This window comes from Halomonas sp. BLK-85, from assembly GCF_044792155.1.
Taxonomy (GTDB): Bacteria; Pseudomonadota; Gammaproteobacteria; order Pseudomonadales; family Halomonadaceae; genus Vreelandella.
The window spans coordinates 2,527,719-2,546,932 of record NZ_CP087731.1 but is presented as its reverse complement, the minus strand read 5'-3'; the positions used below and the strand labels follow the sequence as shown (position 1 = coordinate 2,546,932).

Here is a 19,214-nt window from a genome sequence, read left to right as displayed (position 1 = left end):
TGGCATGAGTGATTCTAATCGTTTTCAACTGATGAGTATGAGCGTATAAACTAAACACTACAGTCAGATAAAAACAATGGCCAATACGGTGATTGATCACTTTACAAATCGAGAAGCTTTTTATGGCCTCATTGACGTCGCTTCGCAAGTTTGTCGCGCCTGAAATTATCTTCGGTGATGGCGCACGCCACTCAGCGTCAAACTATATCAAATCCTTCGGTGCCGACGCTGTCCTGCTGGTATCTGACCCAGGTGTTAAGTCGGCAGGTTGGGTGCGTGATGTGACGTCCAGTCTGAATGAGGCTGGTATTGCAGTGACCTGCTTTACCCAGGTATCGCCCAACCCACGCATTGAAGAAGTGATGGCCGGGGCAGAGTGCTATCGGGAAGCGGGCTGTAAGGCCATCGTGGCCATTGGGGGAGGCAGCCCTATGGATTGTGCCAAGGGAATCGGAATCGTGGTGGCTCACAATAAACCGATCACTGTATTTGAAGGCGTGGATAGGCTTGATGTACCCATTCCCCCCTTGGTGTTTATCCCCTCAACGGCAGGAACTTCAGCGGATATATCCCAGTTCGCGATCATTTCAGATCAGCAACGGCGCATGAAGTTTTCCATTATCAGTAAATCAGTGGTGCCGGATGTCTCCTTGATTGACCCGGAAGTCACCATGACCATGTCGCCATATCTCACTGCCTGTACCGGCATTGATGCCTTGGTGCATGCGATCGAAGCCTTTGTCTCCACCGGGAGTGGGCCGTTAACAGACGCGCATGCATTGGAAGCCATGCGCCTGATCAGCCAGCATCTGGAAGCGCTGGTGGCTGACCCCGGTAACGGTGAATTACGTGCCCAGGTCATGTTGGGCAGTATGCAAGCCGGGTTGGCCTTTTCAAATGCCATTTTGGGCGCCGTCCATGCGATGTCTCACAGTCTGGGCGGCTATCTCGACCTGCCTCACGGGCTGTGTAATGCCATGCTGCTGGAACATGTGGTCGCGTATAACTATGAGGCCGCACCAGAGCGCTTCGGGCGGGTGGCAGTCACTCTGGGTATCGAGTGTCGCGGCCTTACACAGCAGGAAATCAAACAGGCGCTTTTCAACTATCTTTCGGCGCTGAAACACAACGTCGGGATGGGAGGAACCCTGGGGCTTGTCGGGGTTTCTGGTACTGATGTTCCTTTTCTGACCCACAATGCCCTCGTTGATCCGTGTATTCTGACCAACCCCCGCCGTTCCAATAAGGACGATGTTTCAAGTGTTTATCGGGAAGCGTTATGAGCCGTCAAGACCGTTCTGATGATCTCCCGGTTAATCATCTGCTAGGTTTTGGACAGCAGTCAGCGCGTAAAAGCTATCATCGCCAACTAACGGCGCGTATGGAAGAACTGGAAGTTGAGCGTAACCGCTACAAATGGCTGTTTGAAAACGCCGTGCACGGCATTTTTCAGGCGTCATTCAAGGGTCAACTGCATGCCGTCAATCCCGCCCTGGCCAGGATGCTGGAGTACCCTTCCATTCAGGCGATGTTGGAAAACTGCCTGTGTTTTGACGGCCTCTTTGTCGACCCGTTAACGGCGCGTGATGTGCAACGGCGTCTATCCAGCAGAGATTCCCTTAAATGTGATCTTTTATGGCTGAAGACCGCCAGCGGTCGACAGGTGCCTGTTGTCATGACCCTGATCCGAAAGCCTTCAGAGTTAGCTGAGCAGGACAATCTGATTGAAGGTTTTGTGGCAGACGTAACAGAGCGTGAGCAGGCGCGGCGTCACCTTGAGGCGCTCAATATGCATCTTGAAACCCGAGTTGCCTCAAGGACCCGAGAACTTGAACAGCTCAATCAGGCGCTTGAGAAGGCCCGTGATGCAGCCGTGGTGGCCAAGCGTAGCAAAGACCGTTACCTGACGGCAGCCAGCCACGATCTGTTACAGCCGATGAATGCCGCACGCCTGATGATTGATTCTCTCCAGGATCGACTCGATGAGCCTGAAAATCGCGCTATTGTCTCCAATATTCAAAGTTCACTCGCTGGTGCGGAAGCGATTCTGAGTGATTTGTTGGATATTGCCAGGCTTGAGCATGGTCAGATTCAGCCACATATCCGTCATTTCTGCGTAGCTGAAGTGCTGGATAGTTTAGTGAATGAATTTCGAGCCTGTGCTGAGGAGAAAGGGCTGGCGCTGAGGTATGTGCCATCGCGTTTGGGGGTTACCAGCGATCCCAGTCTCTTGGGTCGTATCATACGCAATTTTCTGTCCAATGCTTGTCGCTACACCCAACAGGGAGGCATCTGTCTTGGCATTCGCCGGCGCGGAAGTGAGAGCGTAGTGATAGAAGTCTGGGACACTGGAATGGGTATTCCGGAACATGAGTTCCAGCGGATTTTCCAGGAATTCCAGCAGTTGAATGCGCGGCAGACTGCTCATGGCCAGGGGGTAGGGTTAGGTCTTGCCATCGTGGAGCGCATCAGTCACCACCTGCAGCACCCTTTGAGTGTGCGTTCCTGGCCGGGGCGTGGTTCATGTTTCAGTGTGAGGCTTCCTTTAGCCGAGATGACGTTCGACAAGCCAGGCAAGATTGAGAAGCCCACCAACGCGCATGAGTTTGAAGGGTTGCGTGCTCTGGTGATTGATAATGAGCCCAGCATTCTTTCCGGGATGGCACTGGTGCTGGAAAACTGGGGGATCACGTGCGATACAGCGTCAGATCTAGATAATGCCCTGAGGTCTCAAACGCTGCCGGATGTTCTGCTGGTTGATCTGCATCTGGATGACCATATCACGGGTGTTGACGTCATACACCAGCTGCGCCGGCATTGGAAGAATCCGCGCCTCCCTGCGGTGGTCATTTCAGCCGACCGGTCGCCTGAATGGCAGCACCGCCTGAATCAGGCCAGAATTCCCTTGTTGAATAAGCCTGTTCGCCCCGCGCGGTTAAGGGCCTTATTGCGCAGCCTGGTGGAGGCCTGATCGGTCATGGCGGGTGTTGAGCAGGCTATTCAAAGCCAGTCAACGATCCATGGTGTCCGCACCCATCTGCTACATGTGCCGCACTTGCGAGAAGCCCACGTCAGTATTGCGTTGCAGGTGGGATATCTCGATGAGCCCTCTGATCATCCGGGCCTTGCTCACTTGCTGGAACATGTGCTGATGACCAGCCCTATGGCGTGTCATGAGGATGTGGACCTGATTTCGTTTATTCAAGGCTGCCATGGGCGTATCAACGCTAATACTGAAGATAGAGTGACTGATTTTCATGCCAGCGTACCGATCAGTCTGTTAGACGTTGCCCTCAATGCCATGGCGCGTCAGCTCGCCCAGCCGCAGTTAGCGCTCGATACAATTGCGAACGAAGTCAAGGTGATTGATGCAGAGTTCCACGCGCGACAGAACACTGCACAGATGCAGCGTCTGGGGGGATTGAGAGCGCTCTCGAGACCGGGTCATTCAGCGTCTTGCTGCCATCATGGCAATGCCACTACGCTGATGGCATCCGTTGACCTTCTGCATGATGAATTAATGGATTTTCATCAGCGTTATTACTGTCAGCCGCGACTCACGGTGGGGATTCTAAGCAGCCTGCCGGAAGCAGAAATGCAGCATCTGGCAGAAAAGGTCGCCCATTATTTTTTAGTGGATAACGCGGTACCCCAGGTCGCTCCTGTGCGCAGCGCCTGGGGCAATCGACGCTATCACTCTCTCACTGCGGGTCTTACCGCCATGGAGTGGTTGTGGCCGGCTGACACCTGGCCCGCTACGTCAGCCTCTTACCTTTCGAGTTTTGCTCATTATCTTGATCAGGGTGGGCTGCTTGGCATGCTGCCGCCAGAGGTCAAGGATTACCGCGTTGAACTCGCTCCGCAGGGAGCAAGCGATACCTTGCAGCTGATCTGTCATGGGCGCCGTTTGAATGTATCGGATGAAGACATACTCAGTGACGCCCTTGCACAGCAGTGGAGGATGTTTAACCACAAAATACCACCACCAATGTTATCCATCTGGCAGCACTTCCCTTCTCTGGCGGCACCCTGGTGGCACTGGGTGCGTCAGCAAGCGGTTGTGGAGCGACTACTGCCATCAGTATCGTCCGACACATCGCCCGTTTTTTGTCGTTCACAGTTGCGCTGTCTTGCCTGGCGGCCATCCACTGCGCGTCCATCCTGCACGCCAATTAAAGTAAAGAGTTCGCCAACTGATCATCGCCCTGCGCCTGTTAAGCAATGGGTTGGCCGCTACGGCGTTGAGGTGGATGCCAGTGAATTGATCGAACAACAATGGTTGGCCTGTTACCTACCGGCAGCTCAGGTCAGTCTCCCACCACTCACCCGCCAACAGCTGGCATGTCAGGGGGTGGTGCTGTATGAAAAACACATACAGACGGGCGCGAGTCTTTTATTAATGGGGGCGAGTGAACAAGTGGCGACGGCTTGTGCAGGGCTTTTTGACGCTATGCAATACTTGCCGTATGAGACCCCGGGCATTCTGGCGCAGAGGTTAATCTCCAACCTCTATCGCCGTCCTCACATCCCGGCAGTGTGGAGCCCTGACGCACCGCCAGCATCTGCCCTGTTACGGATGTTGCAAAGGGGATATGGCCAACGCCACTCTGGCGTGCCATGTCGAATTTCCAGCCGTTGCCCTGGCGATAAGTCAGGGGAACTGGCTGTCATGGTGATTATCTCCTTGCCGGCGACGCCAGCCAACCGCTACCTGGCGGCCTTCGCAGAACGCCAACAAGCGGGGGAGTTTCTTCATCTGGTAAGGCATCAACATCAACTGGGCTATGTGGCCGCAATTCGTCGTGATGATGCTGTGCCGTTCATCCGCATAGGCTATGTGGTGCAGTCTTCACAGCATTCTGGACAGGTTTTGATGACTGCATTGGGCGATATCATTACTCGCCTTTGGGAGGCAACCTTTGAGGTGCTTGACGATCAAAGCACCTTGCCTCAAGCCGATGCTGTGATCAATACACCCGAAACACCCATTGGCGCCTTGGATGTGCAATGGCGGCAGCTGCTGGGCGGGGGAGAAATCCCTCTGCATCGACTGATAACGCCATGGCCACCCAGTGAACATGATATTAAAGCGCTCAAGGCGACCGTTCAGCGTACAGATGAGCGCGAGTACCGGTTTTTATCATCAGAAATATAATGAAAAACGCCCCTTGCCAGCAGGCAAGGGGCGTTGCATAACGTCGATTTCAAGTACGGTTTCAACGACGAAGCGTTAGAAAAAGCCCAATGGGTTAATATCGTAACTGACTAGCAGGTTCTTGGTCTGCTGGTAGTGTTCAAGTGCCACTTTGTGGGTTTCGCGTCCAACACCGGACTTCTTGTAACCCCCAAAGGCCGCGTGCGCCGGGTACTGGTGATAGCAGTTGGTCCATACGCGGCCTGCCTGAATGCCACGCCCCATACGGAAGGCAACGTTCATGTCTCGGCTCCAGACACCCGCGCCCAGACCAAACTCGGTATCGTTGGCAATTTCCAGCGCTTCCGCCTCGTCCTTGAAGGTCGTGACCGCTACCACAGGTCCGAAGATTTCTTCCTGGAAGACGCGCATCTTGTTGTGGCCCTTGAGCAGGGTAGGCTGAATGTAGTAACCGTCATTGATACTGGCATCCAGTGATTCCTTGTCGCCACCGGTCAGGAACTGGGCGCCTTCGTCACGGGCGATATCCATGTAGGACATGATCTTGTCGAACTGTTCCTGGGAGGCCTGAGCGCCGACCTGCACATCGGTATCCAGAGGATTGCCGCGTTTGATCGACTTGGTTCTTGCAATGACTTTTTCCATGAAGGCATCGTACATGGATTCCTGAACCAGGGCACGGGAAGGACAGGTACATACTTCGCCCTGGTTAAAGAAGGCCAGCACCAGGCCTTCCACGCATTTATCAATGAACTCAGGCTCGGCGTTCATCACATCGGCGAAGTAGATATTCGGCGATTTGCCACCCAACTCAACGGTCGAAGGAATGATATTCTCGGCCGCGCATTTAAGAATATGTGAACCCACCGGTGTTGACCCGGTAAAGGCGATTTTAGCGATACGCTTGCTGGTCGCCAGCGCCTGGCCAGCTTCAGCGCCGTAACCGTTGACGATATTCAATACGCCGGGCGGTAGAAGATCACCCACCAGTTTGGCAAACACCAGGATGGAAGCAGGCGTCTGTTCAGCGGGCTTGAGTACCACACAGTTGCCTGCTGCCAGCGCAGGAGCAAGCTTCCAGGTCGCCATCAGCAGCGGGAAGTTCCAGGGAATGATCTGACCAACCACGCCCAGCGGTTCATGGAAATGATAGGCGACCGTATTGGCATCAATATCGGCGGCGGTGCCTTCCTGGCTGCGGATGCAGCCAGCGAAATAGCGGAAATGGTCAACGGCCAGCGGCAGATCGGCGTTCACGGTCTCACGCACCGCCTTGCCGTTATCCCAGGTTTCTGCGACCGCGAGCATTTCCAGGTTTTGCTCCATGCGATCTGCAATTTTAAGCAGGATATTGCTACGCTCGGCTGCGGAGGTCTTTCCCCAGGCGGGTGCGGCGGCATGGGCGGCATCCAGCGCCTTGTCGATATCCTCCTGAGTGGAGCGGGGAATTTCACAGAATACTGCACCGTTGACCGGGCTGACGTTGTCGAAATACTGACCATTGACGGGTGCTGTGAACTCGCCACCAATGTAGTTGCCGTAACGCTTATCGAAGGTAATGACTGAGCCGGACTCTCCGGGATTGGCGTAGATCATTTGTTAACTCCTGCGCTTATGTCGTTGTCTTTGTTGTTACCGGGATAATTCAGATAGCGTTGTACGCTTCAAACATTGCCATTTTGCCAGTGCAGCGACAAGCTAAAAATGCCACCTCTGCACTGTTTTTACCCATGCTTTCGCGCACACCACGAAAAGGCTATAAAACTCCGTCTAAAGTACTGCATGCACTCACCGGGACAGCATGCTTAACTGATTGTTGTGGGTAAGTTACCTTTATCCCCAGCCATACCTGATGCAATCAGATTGTTACAACTCACTTCTTTGAGGAGCATAAACCATGTGGACCAAACCGACATACGAAGATTTACGCCTGGGTTTTGAAGTTACCCTCTATATCTCCACACGTTGAACACGAGGCGCTTATTAGCCATCGGGTTAGTAAGCGCATTGTCTCCTGCAACCTGAACGCCCATATTCCAGGCATCATTACTCAACCATCATAAGGCCCTGCACAATGCATGTGATTGTTCTAGGCTCTGCCGCGGGCGGGGGCTTTCCCCAGTGGAATTGTAACTGCAAGAACTGTGCTGGCGTCCGCAAACTACACCCCCACTATCAGGCACGTACCCAATCTTCAATCGCTATCAGTGCCGACGGTGAACACTGGCTTTTATGCAATGCCTCACCTGATGTGCGTACCCAGATTAATGCGACACCCTCTCTCTGGCCAAAGTCATTGCGCGGCAGCGGAGTCAAGGAAGTTCTGCTGGTGGATGCCCAGATTGATCATGTGACAGGGCTCCTGTCGCTGCGTGAGGGTTGCCCGCTGGATGTGTGGTGTACGCCTAATGTGCATGCTGACCTTAACGATGGATTTCCAATTTTTCCCATGCTGTCGCACTGGAACGGTGGCCTGAACTGGCAACCCATCAAGGTGGTCGAAGACACCGTTGAGTATAGCTTCAGGGTGCCATGCCTGCCGGGTATCCGCTTGACGGCGTTTACCATCGACAGCAATGCACCGCCTTATTCTCCACGCCGAAATCAACCTTCCAATGGTGATAATATCGGCTTGTATATTGAAGATCGGACCACGGGGAAATCGCTGTGCTATGCCCCCGGGCTGGGCATGCCCAGCGCTCTCAGCATGGCGTACCTCAACGCTGCAGATGTGGTGATGGTAGACGGCACGCTCTGGAAAGATGACGAGATGCAAGCGATGGGGGTGGGTAGCTCGACCGGCCATCAGATGGGACATCTTGCAGCCAGTGGCGATAATGGCATGCTGGCGTTACTCGATGAACTGCCGGCCAGCACCCTACGCTTTCTCATCCATATTAATAATACCAACCCGGTGCTCAATGCCGAGAGCGATGCTTTCAAGACCCTCGATCAGCACAATATCCAACTGGCGCATGATGGGCTGCATCTGACGCTTGAATGATGACGCCCCAGATAATGCCCTGACACTGTTCGGCCAGTGCTCGGCTGTAACCAGGAGGACCTCGATGACAACCTCAATAACTGAACGCCAGCTTGCCATGCCGCCAGATGAATTTCGTCAGGCACTCATGGACAAGGGGCGCTTTTATCATCTTTACCACCCTTTCCAACAGGCGATGGCCAAAGGAGAGTTAACCCAACAACAGCTGCAAGGATGGGTAGCCAATCGGTTTTACTATCAATTGATGATTCCCCAGAAAGATGCGGCGTTATTGGCGAACTGTGATGATCCCAGAGCGCGGCGTCGGTGGATACAGCGTCTGCTTGATCATGATGGACATGAGGATGATAGCGGCGGTATTGAGGCTTGGCTTGCCCTTGGGGATGCTGTGGGCCTATCCAGAGAAGAGCTCGTTGATCAGCGTCATGTTCTGCCGGGTGTTCGTTTTGCGGTGGATGCCTACCGACATTTTGTTGCCACAGCGCCATGGCAGGAAGGCGCGATTTCCTCGCTGACGGAGCTTTTTGCCCCCTTGGCTCATCAGAATCGTCTGGACACCTGGCCCACCCACTACCCCTGGATTGATGCGCATGGATACGCCTACTTTCGCAAACGCCTTAGTGAGGCTCGGCGTGATGTTGAACACGGCCTGGAAGTGGCGCTAGATGTGTGTGTGACGGCTGAAAGCCAGCAACGGGCGTTGAATATTCTGCAGTTTAAACTTGATGTGCTCTGGAGCATGTTGGACGCCATGCAGATGGCCTATCTATTGGATCGTCCGCCATATCACACGGTGACAGATCAGGCTGTTTTTCATAACGGCGTCTAACGGATGCTTAACATCAACAGACATCACCAGAAGCGTCACTGGAGAGCTCGGCATGAACCACACTAATATCTATCAATTACGCCGAGGCCGGCGCCTTCAGTGGGAGCCTGTTCAGGGCTGCCACGTTATTCTTTATCCCGAAGGGATGGTAAAACTCAGTGCAAGCGCGGGGGCTATTCTGGAACAGGTCGACGGCCAACAGAATGTGAGCGACATCATTCACACACTATGCCAACACTACCCGCAAGCAGAACCCTCGGAGCTGGTAAGGGATGTCGAAGCCTTTTTGGCAGAAGCCTATGACAACGGCTGGTTGCATTTAAGGGAGGAGAAACACCATGTCCGCTGATCATGCTTCAGTTGTGCCTAGCGTTACTCCGCCGTTATGGTTGCTTGCCGAGTTGACCTACCGTTGCCCACTACAATGCAGTTACTGTTCCAATCCGATTGATTTTCATCGTTATCATCAGGAACTGGATACGCAGGCCTGGTGTGATGTGTTGCGCCAGGGGCGTGGGTTAGGTGCGGCACAACTGGGGTTTTCGGGTGGTGAGCCGCTGATCCGCAAGGATCTGGAGGTGCTTGTTGAAGAGGCGCGCAGCCTTGGGTTCTATACCAACCTGATTACGTCCGGGGTAGGGCTGGACGTAAAGCGCGTAAACGCCTTATCTGCCGCCGGTCTGGATCATATTCAGATCAGTCTGCAGGCAGCTGACCCCGACCTGGCCTCTGCGCTCGCCGGTTCCAAAAAAGCACACGCCAACAAGCTTGCCATGGCTCGAGCCGTCAAGGATGCAGGCTATCCGATGGTGCTCAACGTGGTGATTCACCGCCAGAATATTGATCAGATAGGTGACATTATTGCCCTTTGCGACCAACTCGGTGCAGACGAGGTAGAACTGGCCAACTGTCAATACTATGGATGGGCGTTTCTTAATCGACGCCAGTTGATGCCAACCCGTGACCAGTTAAAGCGAGCCGAAGATGAAACCCGGCGCTGGCGCGAACGCCTTCAGGCCCGTGGGCGGGACATGACGCTTCACTTTGTGGTGCCTGATTACTACGAAAAACAGCCCAAGCCCTGTATGGGAGGCTGGGGAAGCATTTTCATGACAGTAGCACCGGACGGCGCTGTACTGCCATGCCATAGTGCCCGCGAGCTCCCAATGAGCTTTCCGACCGTCAATGATCTTACCTTGCACGACATCTGGTATCAGAGCGATGCCTTCAATCGCTTTCGTGGCACTGCGTGGATGCCTCAGCGTTGCCAGCAATGCGATCAACATAGTGTCGATTTTGCAGGATGCCGTTGTCAGGCCTACCTGCTGACGGGCGACATGACAGACACAGACCCTGTCTGTGAGTTTTCGCCTCACCATGCGGCGTTGGAATCGATGGTAGAGGACGCCCAGGTGATTCGAGTGCTGGAGAGTGGCGCCATTCCGCGCAATGTACACATGGCCAGGCAGCAGACATCCACCAAGGATTCTGAATAGCACTAAGCCCAAGCCACCGGGCAGGCGTGACATCCAGGTTAGGGCGGGGCAGACTGTGCTCAGGGGGGAGGTTAATCACGCTTAAGGAGCCCTACCATGAAGCTTGCCAAACCGCACCGAACGCCGTCAGCGATGGAGAATTCTCGGATGTCTGGCCGATTCAGCCAGTTTGCCCGTTTAACCGGGTTGAGTCTTGCGGCGGCGCTGCTGTCAGGCTGTGGTGTGATTCATCAGACGAGCCAGGGAGAAACGGCGTTGGAAACACAGGGGCTGAATGCGCCGGTTGCTTTTACCCGACTGCCCGCCCAGCGTTACACCCCGGAAGATTGGCCAGAGCGGTTAAATGCCGATGTCTACCTGCCTGAGGCAAACGACGATCTTCGCCCAGCGGCATTGGTGGTCCACGGCGGCGGTTGGCGAAATCGTGGGCCTGAGGACATGAACGGTATTGCTGAACAGCTGGCGGCCCAAGGCTATGTCACTGTCAATATCGAGCATCGTTTTGCGCCAGAGTATCACTTTCCTGCCCAGGTGCATGACCTGCAGCAGGCCATGCGCTGGCTGCATAACAATGCTGATGACTGGCAGGTGGATACCGACCGGATCGTCGGCGTGGGCTTTTCGTCCGGTGCGCATCTGGTCAGCCTGCTGGCCCTGGCCGGCGCTCAGCCCCCCCTGGCGGAGCCTTATGGTGGCAAGCATACACGCCTGGCGGCAGTGATGGCGGGCGGTGTGCCCAGTGACCTGCTCAAGTTTGATGACGGTCGCCTGGTGGTACAGTTTATTGGCGGCACGCGGGCGCAAAAGCCCGAGGCTTATGCTCTGGCGTCGCCGGCGCGCCAGATCGGCGACAATGCACCTCCTTTCTTTATCTACCACGGCCGGCTGGATCAGCTGGTGCCGGTAGACCACGCCACGGATTTTTACGCTCAGCTCAAAGCGCAGGGCGTTGAAAGTGAGCTTTACCTGCTGCGCGGGCGCGGGCATATCACCAGCTTTGTCCTCGAAGGGCAAGCAATCGAGGCAGGTATCGCCTTTCTTAACCAGCAGGTCAACACGCCTTGAAGGTGTTATCCCAAGGGCGGTCTCTTATCGTCATTGTCAACATTGATCCACTTGCCCCAGCCGCGAGGTCTGGCGCAACACTCCCAAAAGCGTCATGGCGTGGTCTCTGTGGGGGTTGCCTGACGGGTAAAACGCTCGCGTAGATTCTCAAGGCCCAGGTACAGGCAGGGCACCAGTACCAGCAGGATCAGGGTGGCGAACAGCATGCCAAAGCCCAGTGAAATAGCCATGGGAATCAAAAAACGCGCCTGGCGGGAAGTTTCCAGCATCATGGGGGCCAGCCCCAGAAAGGTCGTTAATGTGGTCATCATGATCGGCCGTAGGCGGCGGGTCGCAGCGGCGACAATTGCCTCCCGGGCGGCCAGGCCTTGGCGGCGCTTGCGGTTGGCGTAGTCAATCAGCACCAGAGCATCGTTGATCACCACGCCGGAGAGCGCCAGCATGCCCAGCAGGCTGATAATCGACAGGCCAAAGCCCAGAATCACATGCCCGCCCATGGCCCCGACGATGCCGAACGGAATCGCTGCCAGCACCAGCAGCGGCTGGGTATAACTGCGAAACGGAATGGCCATCAAGGCATACAGCGCGCCCAGCATCAGCCACATGGCGGTGCGCAATGTGGCCAGGTTATCGGCGGTGTCCTGCTGGCGGCCACCCAGGCCGACGTCCAGACCGCTGAACTGCGCCTGAAGGTTGGGGAAGACTTCCTCGCGCAGGGTCGCCAGCACCTGATTGATCGCCACATTGCCCTCGCTGTCCGCCGTCACGCTAATGATCCGCCGGCCGTCAATGCGTTGAATGCTGCTGGACGCCTGGCTCAGGGTGAACGCTGCGACCTGAGACAGCGGCACGCTCAGCCCCTCCGGGGTCTGGATAGGCAGCCGATAAAGGGTGTCGAGGCTGTCGCGGGCATCAGGGGGCAGACGTACCTCAATGCTGACCTCGCTGCGGCCGCTGAACTGCTCGATGGCCGTGGCACCCTGCAAGGGGCCGCGCAGGGCGCTCGCCAGGTCACCGCCGGTCAGGCCCAGCGCTCGGCCCTCGCTGGAAAGGCGCATTTCAAGCTGGGGTTTGCCATCGCCCAGGCCGCTGTCGACATCAATCAGGCCAAAGTCTGCCAGCTCCGTCGCCAGCCGTTCGGCGGCGCTTTCCAGCACCTGGGTATCCGGGTGGGAAAGCCGCAGGCTAAGCGCCGCGCCGCTGCCCGGGCCACCAACGTCTGATTCAAAACGCACTGATTGGGCGCCCACCAGATCACCGCTTAGCTCCCGCCAGGCCGGGGCGATGCGCGAGGGCGGCCAGTCGTCGAGGCTTTCTGCGGCGATATCCAGGCGAATGCTCAGGCTTTCGCCATCCAGCTGGGTGCGTGAGCTGCTAAAACTCAGGCTGTCTTCGCTTTCTGCCAGGGTATCGGCGGCGTCGAGCAGTTGCTGGCTCAGACTGCGGCTAAGGCTGATGGGGCTGCCAATCGGCAGAGTGACGCTGGCCTGCACCTGATCGGATTCGACTCTGGGCATCAGCGAAAAGCCCAGCCGCCCGCTCATTGCCCAGGCCAGGGTCAGCGCCAGGATGACGACTCCGATCGACACCGTTAGCAGGCGCTGGTTCAGGGCGTGCTGCAGAAACGGCTCGAAACGCTGGTAGGTGAAATGATGCAACCCGGCCTGCATACGCTGGCGAAGCCTATCCAGCCAGTTGGCACGAGCACTCTTGTTCACCTGGCTGTGGGCCAGGTGGTTGGGCAGGATAAACAGCGCTTCCACCCAGGAAATGGTGAAGACGGTGATCACCACCAGGGGCACGGTGGCGAATATCAGCCCCAGGAAACCGGGCAGGAACAGCAGCGGCAGAAAGGCCACGATGTTGGACAGAATGGCAAAAGTCAGCGGCGTGGCAATCTCGCGTGCCCCGATAACCGCCGCATCGCGCAGGGAATAGCCCTGCTCGCGGTAGCTGTAGATGTTTTCACCCACCATGATGGCGTCATCCACCACGATACCGAGGGCGATAATAAAGGCGAACATGGAAATCATGTTCAGTGAGACGCCCATCCAGGGCAGAAACAGCAGGGCGCCCAGAAAGGCAATCGGAATGCCCAGGGTGACCCAGAAGGCCAGCCGGGCCTGCAGGAACAGCGCCATCAGCACCATCACCAGGGTCAGCCCCAGCCAGGCATTCTTGAGCAGCAGATCCAGACGGCCCTGATAGATCTCCGAGGTGTCGCGTGAGACATCCAGGCCCACGTTTACCGGCAGGTTGGCGCGCAGGCGCTCGAGCTCGCCCTGGACCGCACCGGAAAGCCCGGTGGGGGTCTGGTTGCCCACCTGATACACATTGACCGACAGCGCTGGCTCGCCGTTATAGAAAACTTCGCGGTCGGTTTCGGCAAAGCCTGCCTGCACACGGGCAATATCCCCGAGGCGCACCGGTGTGCCCTGAGTGCTGGTGATAATCGGTAAATCGGCAAATGCATCGGCACCGTTGCGCCGCCCCTGGTAGCGCACCAGCCATTCGCCTTCCCGGGTGCTCAGCTGGCCGCTGGCCAGGTCCAGGGCTTCCTGTCCAATCATATTGGCCAGCGCCTGGTGGTCAATGCCGTAGCGCTGGATGGCTTCCTCGTCCAGATGGATCTGGATTTCCCGGTCACGGTCGCCGGAAACCTCCACCCGTGAAATACCCTCGGCCGCCAGCAGTTCAGCGCGCACGTTTTCGGCGGCATCGTGCAGGGCGCCCAAGCCCACCTGGCCGTAAACCTGCAGGCTGAGCACGCTGCGCGACCCGCCCGAGAGGCTGATCCGCGGCGGGTTGGCCGCCTCTGGCAGGATGGTGATGGCATCCACCGCCTGCTGGATATCCTGATAGGCGCGCATCACGTTGACGCCCTCGGTCAGCTCGGCGCGCAGCCGGCCACTGCCTTGATTGGCGGTGGCGGTCAGTTCGTCAATGCCCTCGACATCGGCCAGCGCCGCTTCCACCGGCAGCAGGATGCTTTGCTCGATATCTTCGGGTGTTGCGCCCGGGTAGCTGATACTGATGCTGACAATTTCTGTCTCGAAATCGGGAAATACTTCCTTCTTGATGCTCAGCGAGGCGAGCAGGCCGCCGGCAATCAGCAGAATCATCAAGAGGTTGGGGGCGACGCCATGGTCGACCATCCAGGCAAGCGGGCCACGGCGGTTCATGGTGTTGCCTCCTCACCGGTTTCCTCACTGTCTTTCCTGCTTTCTTCTTCATCCGCTTCCAAACCCGTGCGCACGCGCTGGCCTTCACGGGGGTTAACAAGCCCCGCGACGACCACCTGCTGGCCCGTTTCCAGGCCGCTGCTGACCAGCACCTCCCGCTCGCCACGGTGGGCCAGGATGACCTGGCTTTGCTGCAGCTGACTCTGATCATCCAGCCACCACACCAGGTTGCCAGGCCGCAGCGCTGCAGCGGGCAGGGCAATCAGGGGTTGGGTGTTTGCCGGGTCAATCTCGGCACGCAGCACATCCCCCAGGCGCAGGGCCGGGCCGGGGCTTTCCAGGGCCAGGGGGTCATTCACGCCAATCAATAGCTGCACCTGCAGGCCGTTTTCTTCCAGGCTGGGCAGCACGGCCAGCAGCTGGCCCGGGCGCTGGCTATCGTCAGGCCAGCCCCGGCTGGTGAGGGTGACGCTATCGCCAGGTGCCAGCCAGCTTGCGTGTTCGCCGGGCAGGGAGGCACGCACCCAGAACTGCTCCACGCTGATCAGGCTGACCACGTCCGTGCCCTGGCTAAGCAGGCTGCCCGCACCCACCAAACGCTCCTGCACCATGGCCCGGAAGGGCGCGCGCAGGGTGGCGCGTTCAAGGTTCAACGCCGCCTGATCGCGAGCGACCCGGGCCTGGGTCAGCTGCGCCTCGGCCTGGCGCTGTTGCGGTTCACGCAGCACCAGGGCACGGCGCTCCGGCGAGAGCTGGCGGCCAAAGGATTCGTACTCGCTGCGCGCGCGCTGCTGTTCTGCCTGCTCAAGGGCCCGCTGGGCCTGGGCATTGGCCAACTGGGCCTCGGCATCCGCAAGCGCCAGCTGCAGGTCGGCCTGATCAATATGTGCCAGCGCAGCGCCCGCTTCCACCACGCTGCCGGGCACCACGTTATCGCCAAAGCGCTCCAGCTGCCCCGCCACACGGCTGGCGATATTGGCCTGCTGCTCGGCCACCACCCGCCCGAAGGCGAGCAAGCGCGGCGCCTGCTCGCTGGCCTCGACACGCACCACCTCCACGCGAGGCGGCACCGGCTCTGGCGGCGGGCGACGCTCCACCCGCGGCGGCTCATTCAACAGCCACCAGGCACCCCCCAACCCGCCTACCAGCACCAGCAGGGCAATCAGAATACCGGGCCGAAAACGGCCCCGTTGACGGGTAAGACACAGGCGAGCAGCAGGCATAGGCGTGAACACTTCCGAGATTCAAAATAACGTCAGGCGAAAAGGCCATAACGATAACATGCCCCAGCATGCGCGATGCATACGCAACCAATCGACACACAATGTGCAACGTGTGTGGAAGGTGGGAAAGGTGCTCAGTGGCAAGGCCGGGATGACAATCGGTAATTCGCGCTTTTTGATTGGCACCATAAAGGGTGATTTAATTTGGCTCTTCGTCATTTCATGTGGATTTGGCCTGATCAAGCAGGCGGCCCACCGGGCTACCAATCAGGTAAATCATAGATAAGAATAAAAGGCGGCAGATCCAAATTAAATGATCGGGTTTCGTCATCCTTACATTCAGGGATCATATTTAATTTGGAATAAAAGGGGTCAGATCCAAATTAAATGATCGGCTCTCTTCATCCTTACGCTTCAGGGATTCTATTTAATGTGGGCCAGACCCCCTTTATTGCCGTTGCCGCAATTTCTTACGCACCGTGTGGGGCGAGGAGCACCTGCAGGAAAGCTTCTGGTTCCACGCCATCAACCCCCTTCCCAGAAAAACGGGGTTGAGACCGCCATTGATAACTGATTTTGGCAGTATCAATTAAACAGACTCGGCATACCGCATTTCAAACCTTTCAGCCACATATCAGAGAGCCAACGTGTCAAACAGTATTGAGGTAGAGATCACAGGCAGAGAAGCAAGCCTGATCTTAAAGTACGGGTATCCTTTTCCCGACGAAGCGGCCATTTTTGAGAACGTAGCGGGCGTTGACGGCTTCCATCGCGTAACCGTCGAGGAGACATGGCTGGCGTTGATCGTTGGCGATCTATCAATATCAATGAAAGAGCTGCAAAGCCAGGCGTTGCTTGAGGAGCTGGACGCTATTTGCTATACCCTGGAAGCAGCAATGGACAAGCCCGGTTAAAGCGGTTTTCAGCAGAGATAACAAGGACGCTACATGGCCAAGTACGAAGTCAAACAAACCGCCGTCAGCCAGGTGCTGGCCGATGTGCGCAGCGACAAGATCGCCATCCCTGAGCTGCAGCGGCCTTTTGTGGTGGGGCGCTAATCTGTCATTCCCGAATGGGGTAATCGGGAATCTATTTTGACCTTTTTTCCGTTGCCACCAAAACCCAAGGTCAAGGTGGATTCCCGCTAAAAGCCTGCGGGAATGACGGGGTGGTGGGTATGCTGGAATGACGGGGTGATGGATATGCTGGAATGACGGGGTGATGGGCACACCGGAATGTCATGGTGGTGGGGTGGCGGGAATGACGGAGCAGTCCAATCACTATTATGTTTCTTGACCGCACCTGTTAACCGGTGCTATTGATGGCACCAAATCATTGGCTAGGTAATCACTATGCAAGTGAAATTTTCCGAGGATGTCGTTCCTCTATCCGACCTGAAGATCAATCCCGGAAAGGTGGTTGGTCGAGCGCAAGATACGCATCGCCCCATCCTGCTCACCAGCCGTGGCCGCGGCATAGCGGTTGTTCAGGGGCTCGAGGATTATGAGAGAACCGCAGAGGAATTGCGGTTTGTAAAGGCGGTGGCGCAGGGGCTTTGGGATGTTCGCGAGGGCAACACCGTATCGTTGGAAGACGCCAGGAAAACGTTGGGTATCCAGTAAATGGAATTACGCATCGCACAGTCCGCTGTTGAGGACTTGCAGGCTATTCAGGAGTATTACAAAGAGCAGGATGTGCCACATATCGGTGATGATTTCGTGGCTGCTATCCTGGCGCACGGTGAAATGCTTCAAATCCACCCTGATGCTGGCCGAGTTGTTCCTGAATTCAACGTGGATCATATTCGCGAGTTGATTCACGCGCCGTTTCGAGTTGTCTATCTCAGGCAGGCTAAAGAGGTTGTGCTCATACGAGTCTGGAGGAGTGAGAGACAGCTCGAATTACCAGCAAACGATACATAACCAAGCCATGCACCGGATGCCAAGCTCTCCGCTTGGTTGCGGTTTTTTTCACCTGTGATGGCGGGCGTTGATCGGATATCCGGGACAACAAATTCATGTGATTGAGATAGAGGCGTATGCGTATTTGGTGCCCTTTGTGGAGTCTGAGGATGAGGTTTTTCTGAAAACGATCATCCCGAGCCGGAAAGCCACTAAAACCTATTTGGGAGGTCCAAAATGAGTAGGCTGGATAAAGAAGAGCAAGAACTTCTGGATGCCTTCGATGCAGGAGAACTAAAGCGGTCGCCAGATACTGAAGACAGGCAACAGCGGCATCAACAATACGCCGAGGCCATGTTCAAGAAAGATGCCCGTATTAATATCAGGCTATCCTCCAAGGATCTTCGGGGGCTCCAGAAGAAAGCCCTAGCGGAAGGCATCCCCTACCAAACACTTGTTGCCAGCATCCTTCATAAATATGTGGAAGGGCGCTTGCACGAAGATCGATAGCTAACCAAGCCATGCACCGGATGCAAAACTCTCCGCTTCGCTGCGGTTTTGTCACCAGTGATGGCGAGCGTTGAGGCTGCAGATAAACGCCAAGGATACCTGGTTTTTGGTAGGATTAAGCATACAGACACGGCGTCATCAACATGCCGTGCTTCAATGCTTATAACTACGACCAGAACGCTATCGGTGGTGATCACAGCATTCGAGTGAACGATCAATACAGGATTTGCGTCAAATGGACTGATGCTGGGCCCGACGCAGTAGAGTTAACTGATTACCATTAGAGGTGACGTATGGTCCGTATTCCTACACATAGGCAGCCGACTCATCCCGGCGAAATGTTGGTAGAGGAGTTCCTGCGTCCAATGCACATTACGCAGCGCCAGCTAGCTGATGCTATTCATTTTCCTTATCAAAGGGTTAATGAACTCGTTAATCAGAAGCGTGGTATTACGCCTAGCACAGCACAGCACTGCGCTGCGTTTGGCTCGATTCTTTGGTGTCTCAGCCGATTTCTGGTTGAACCTGCAGGTCAGGTGGGATCTTTATAAGACGCAACAAGTCGAAGAAGATGAATTGGCGGAAATTCAAGATGTCACGCACTGGCAAAAGGTTGTTTTACCCTACAATTTACGCAGTGCCAGCTGGCAGAAGCTATTGGCCGATAGCAGGAATCACGGCGCGCTGAGATTCTTTCCCTCTCTACTGCTATAGTCGTTTTTTTATGATTTTTGGAGTTTTTAATCCTTTTCGGGGCTGAATAATCATTTTGAGCGCGATAACGGGTGATGAAATCGGCTATGCCTGGCTGGCGGCGCACTACCCAGTGAGAACCATTCATAAAACGCT

Annotated in this window: 17 protein-coding genes; 14 read left to right on the top strand and 3 right to left on the bottom strand. The window is 56.1% G+C overall.

The features are described 5' to 3' along the window. Positions 1-122 precede the first annotated feature (122 nt). Genes ercA through LL947_RS11575 form a run of 3 tightly spaced genes read left to right on the top strand, consistent with a single transcriptional unit; the run spans position 123 to position 5,155 of the window. A complete protein-coding gene (ercA, locus tag LL947_RS11585; protein WP_499833276.1) occupies positions 123-1,283 on the top strand; it encodes an alcohol dehydrogenase-like regulatory protein ErcA in 1,161 nt (386 codons plus the stop codon). Next, positions 1,280-2,971 carry a PAS domain-containing hybrid sensor histidine kinase/response regulator gene (locus LL947_RS11580; protein ID WP_499833275.1) on the top strand — a complete coding sequence of 564 codons (1,692 nt, stop codon included), beginning with the start codon at positions 1,280-1,282 and terminating at the stop codon, positions 2,969-2,971. Before ercA ends, LL947_RS11580 begins: the two co-directional genes overlap by 4 nt. 6 nt (positions 2,972-2,977) lie before the next feature. After that, a complete protein-coding gene (locus tag LL947_RS11575) occupies positions 2,978-5,155 on the top strand; it encodes an insulinase family protein (RefSeq protein ID WP_499833274.1) in 2,178 nt (725 codons plus the stop codon). A 75-nt stretch (positions 5,156-5,230) separates the two neighbouring features. On the opposite strand, the gene exaC is transcribed toward LL947_RS11575, so the two are convergent. Next, positions 5,231-6,751 carry an acetaldehyde dehydrogenase ExaC gene (gene exaC / locus LL947_RS11570; RefSeq protein ID WP_290823470.1) on the bottom strand — a complete coding sequence of 507 codons (1,521 nt, stop codon included), beginning with the start codon at positions 6,749-6,751 and terminating at the stop codon, positions 5,231-5,233. A 301-nt stretch (positions 6,752-7,052) separates the two neighbouring features. Here exaC and pqqA point away from each other — a divergent pair, with 301 nt between their 5' ends. The 6 genes from pqqA (at position 7,053) to LL947_RS11540 (ending at position 11,549) form a co-directional block, all read left to right on the top strand. Next, positions 7,053-7,124 carry a pyrroloquinoline quinone precursor peptide PqqA gene (pqqA, locus tag LL947_RS11565; RefSeq protein WP_290823484.1) on the top strand — a complete coding sequence of 24 codons (72 nt, stop codon included), beginning with the start codon at positions 7,053-7,055 and terminating at the stop codon, positions 7,122-7,124. Between the two features lie 105 nt (positions 7,125-7,229). Continuing rightward, a complete protein-coding gene (gene pqqB, locus LL947_RS11560) occupies positions 7,230-8,159 on the top strand; it encodes a pyrroloquinoline quinone biosynthesis protein PqqB (RefSeq protein WP_499833273.1) in 930 nt (309 codons plus the stop codon). A gap of 64 nt (positions 8,160-8,223) precedes the next feature. Then, complete coding sequence (pqqC, locus tag LL947_RS11555) at positions 8,224-8,988, top strand: pyrroloquinoline-quinone synthase PqqC (RefSeq protein WP_290823474.1); 765 nt, start codon at positions 8,224-8,226, stop codon at positions 8,986-8,988. A 52-nt stretch (positions 8,989-9,040) separates the two neighbouring features. Then, on the top strand, positions 9,041-9,337 hold the full coding sequence (pqqD, locus tag LL947_RS11550; RefSeq protein WP_499833272.1) for a pyrroloquinoline quinone biosynthesis peptide chaperone PqqD: 297 nt from the start codon (positions 9,041-9,043) through the stop codon (positions 9,335-9,337). Then, positions 9,327-10,484: a pyrroloquinoline quinone biosynthesis protein PqqE gene (gene pqqE / locus LL947_RS11545; protein ID WP_290823478.1), complete on the top strand. Its 1,158-nt coding sequence runs from the start codon at positions 9,327-9,329 to the stop codon at positions 10,482-10,484. The genes pqqD and pqqE overlap by 11 nt, the downstream gene beginning before the upstream one ends. Positions 10,485-10,631: 147 nt before the next feature. Continuing rightward, the gene (locus LL947_RS11540; RefSeq protein ID WP_499834420.1) at positions 10,632-11,549 is read left to right on the top strand and encodes an alpha/beta hydrolase fold domain-containing protein; all 918 of its coding nucleotides are present in this window, start codon (positions 10,632-10,634) and stop codon (positions 11,547-11,549) included. Between the two features lie 92 nt (positions 11,550-11,641). On the opposite strand, the gene LL947_RS11535 is transcribed toward LL947_RS11540, so the two are convergent. Both LL947_RS11535 and LL947_RS11530 read right to left on the bottom strand, forming a co-directional pair. Then, on the bottom strand, positions 11,642-14,731 hold the full coding sequence (locus LL947_RS11535) for an efflux RND transporter permease subunit (RefSeq protein ID WP_499833271.1): 3,090 nt from the start codon (positions 14,729-14,731) through the stop codon (positions 11,642-11,644). Then, entirely contained in the window at positions 14,728-15,954 is a 1,227-nt protein-coding gene (locus LL947_RS11530) for an efflux RND transporter periplasmic adaptor subunit (RefSeq protein ID WP_499833270.1), read from the bottom strand. Before LL947_RS11530 ends, LL947_RS11535 begins: the two co-directional genes overlap by 4 nt. 647 nt (positions 15,955-16,601) lie before the next feature. Between LL947_RS11530 and LL947_RS11525 the strand changes: the two genes are divergently transcribed. The 5 genes from LL947_RS11525 to LL947_RS11505 all read left to right on the top strand — a co-directional run bounded on the left by LL947_RS11525 (position 16,602) and on the right by LL947_RS11505 (position 18,916). Further along, positions 16,602-16,868: a hypothetical protein gene (locus LL947_RS11525; RefSeq protein ID WP_499833269.1), complete on the top strand. Its 267-nt coding sequence runs from the start codon at positions 16,602-16,604 to the stop codon at positions 16,866-16,868. Positions 16,869-17,306: 438 nt separating this feature from the next. Further along, positions 17,307-17,576 carry a type II toxin-antitoxin system Phd/YefM family antitoxin gene (locus tag LL947_RS11520; protein WP_404414054.1) on the top strand — a complete coding sequence of 90 codons (270 nt, stop codon included), beginning with the start codon at positions 17,307-17,309 and terminating at the stop codon, positions 17,574-17,576. Next, positions 17,577-17,876 carry a type II toxin-antitoxin system RelE/ParE family toxin gene (locus LL947_RS11515; RefSeq protein ID WP_404414052.1) on the top strand — a complete coding sequence of 100 codons (300 nt, stop codon included), beginning with the start codon at positions 17,577-17,579 and terminating at the stop codon, positions 17,874-17,876. It abuts the gene before it with no gap. 216 nt (positions 17,877-18,092) lie between these two features. Then, positions 18,093-18,365: an antitoxin gene (locus LL947_RS11510; RefSeq protein WP_499833268.1), complete on the top strand. Its 273-nt coding sequence runs from the start codon at positions 18,093-18,095 to the stop codon at positions 18,363-18,365. Positions 18,366-18,658: 293 nt separating this feature from the next. Further along, positions 18,659-18,916, top strand: a complete 258-nt coding sequence (locus LL947_RS11505) for a HigA family addiction module antitoxin (RefSeq protein WP_499833267.1) — start codon at positions 18,659-18,661, stop codon at positions 18,914-18,916. Positions 18,917-19,214 lie beyond the last annotated feature (298 nt).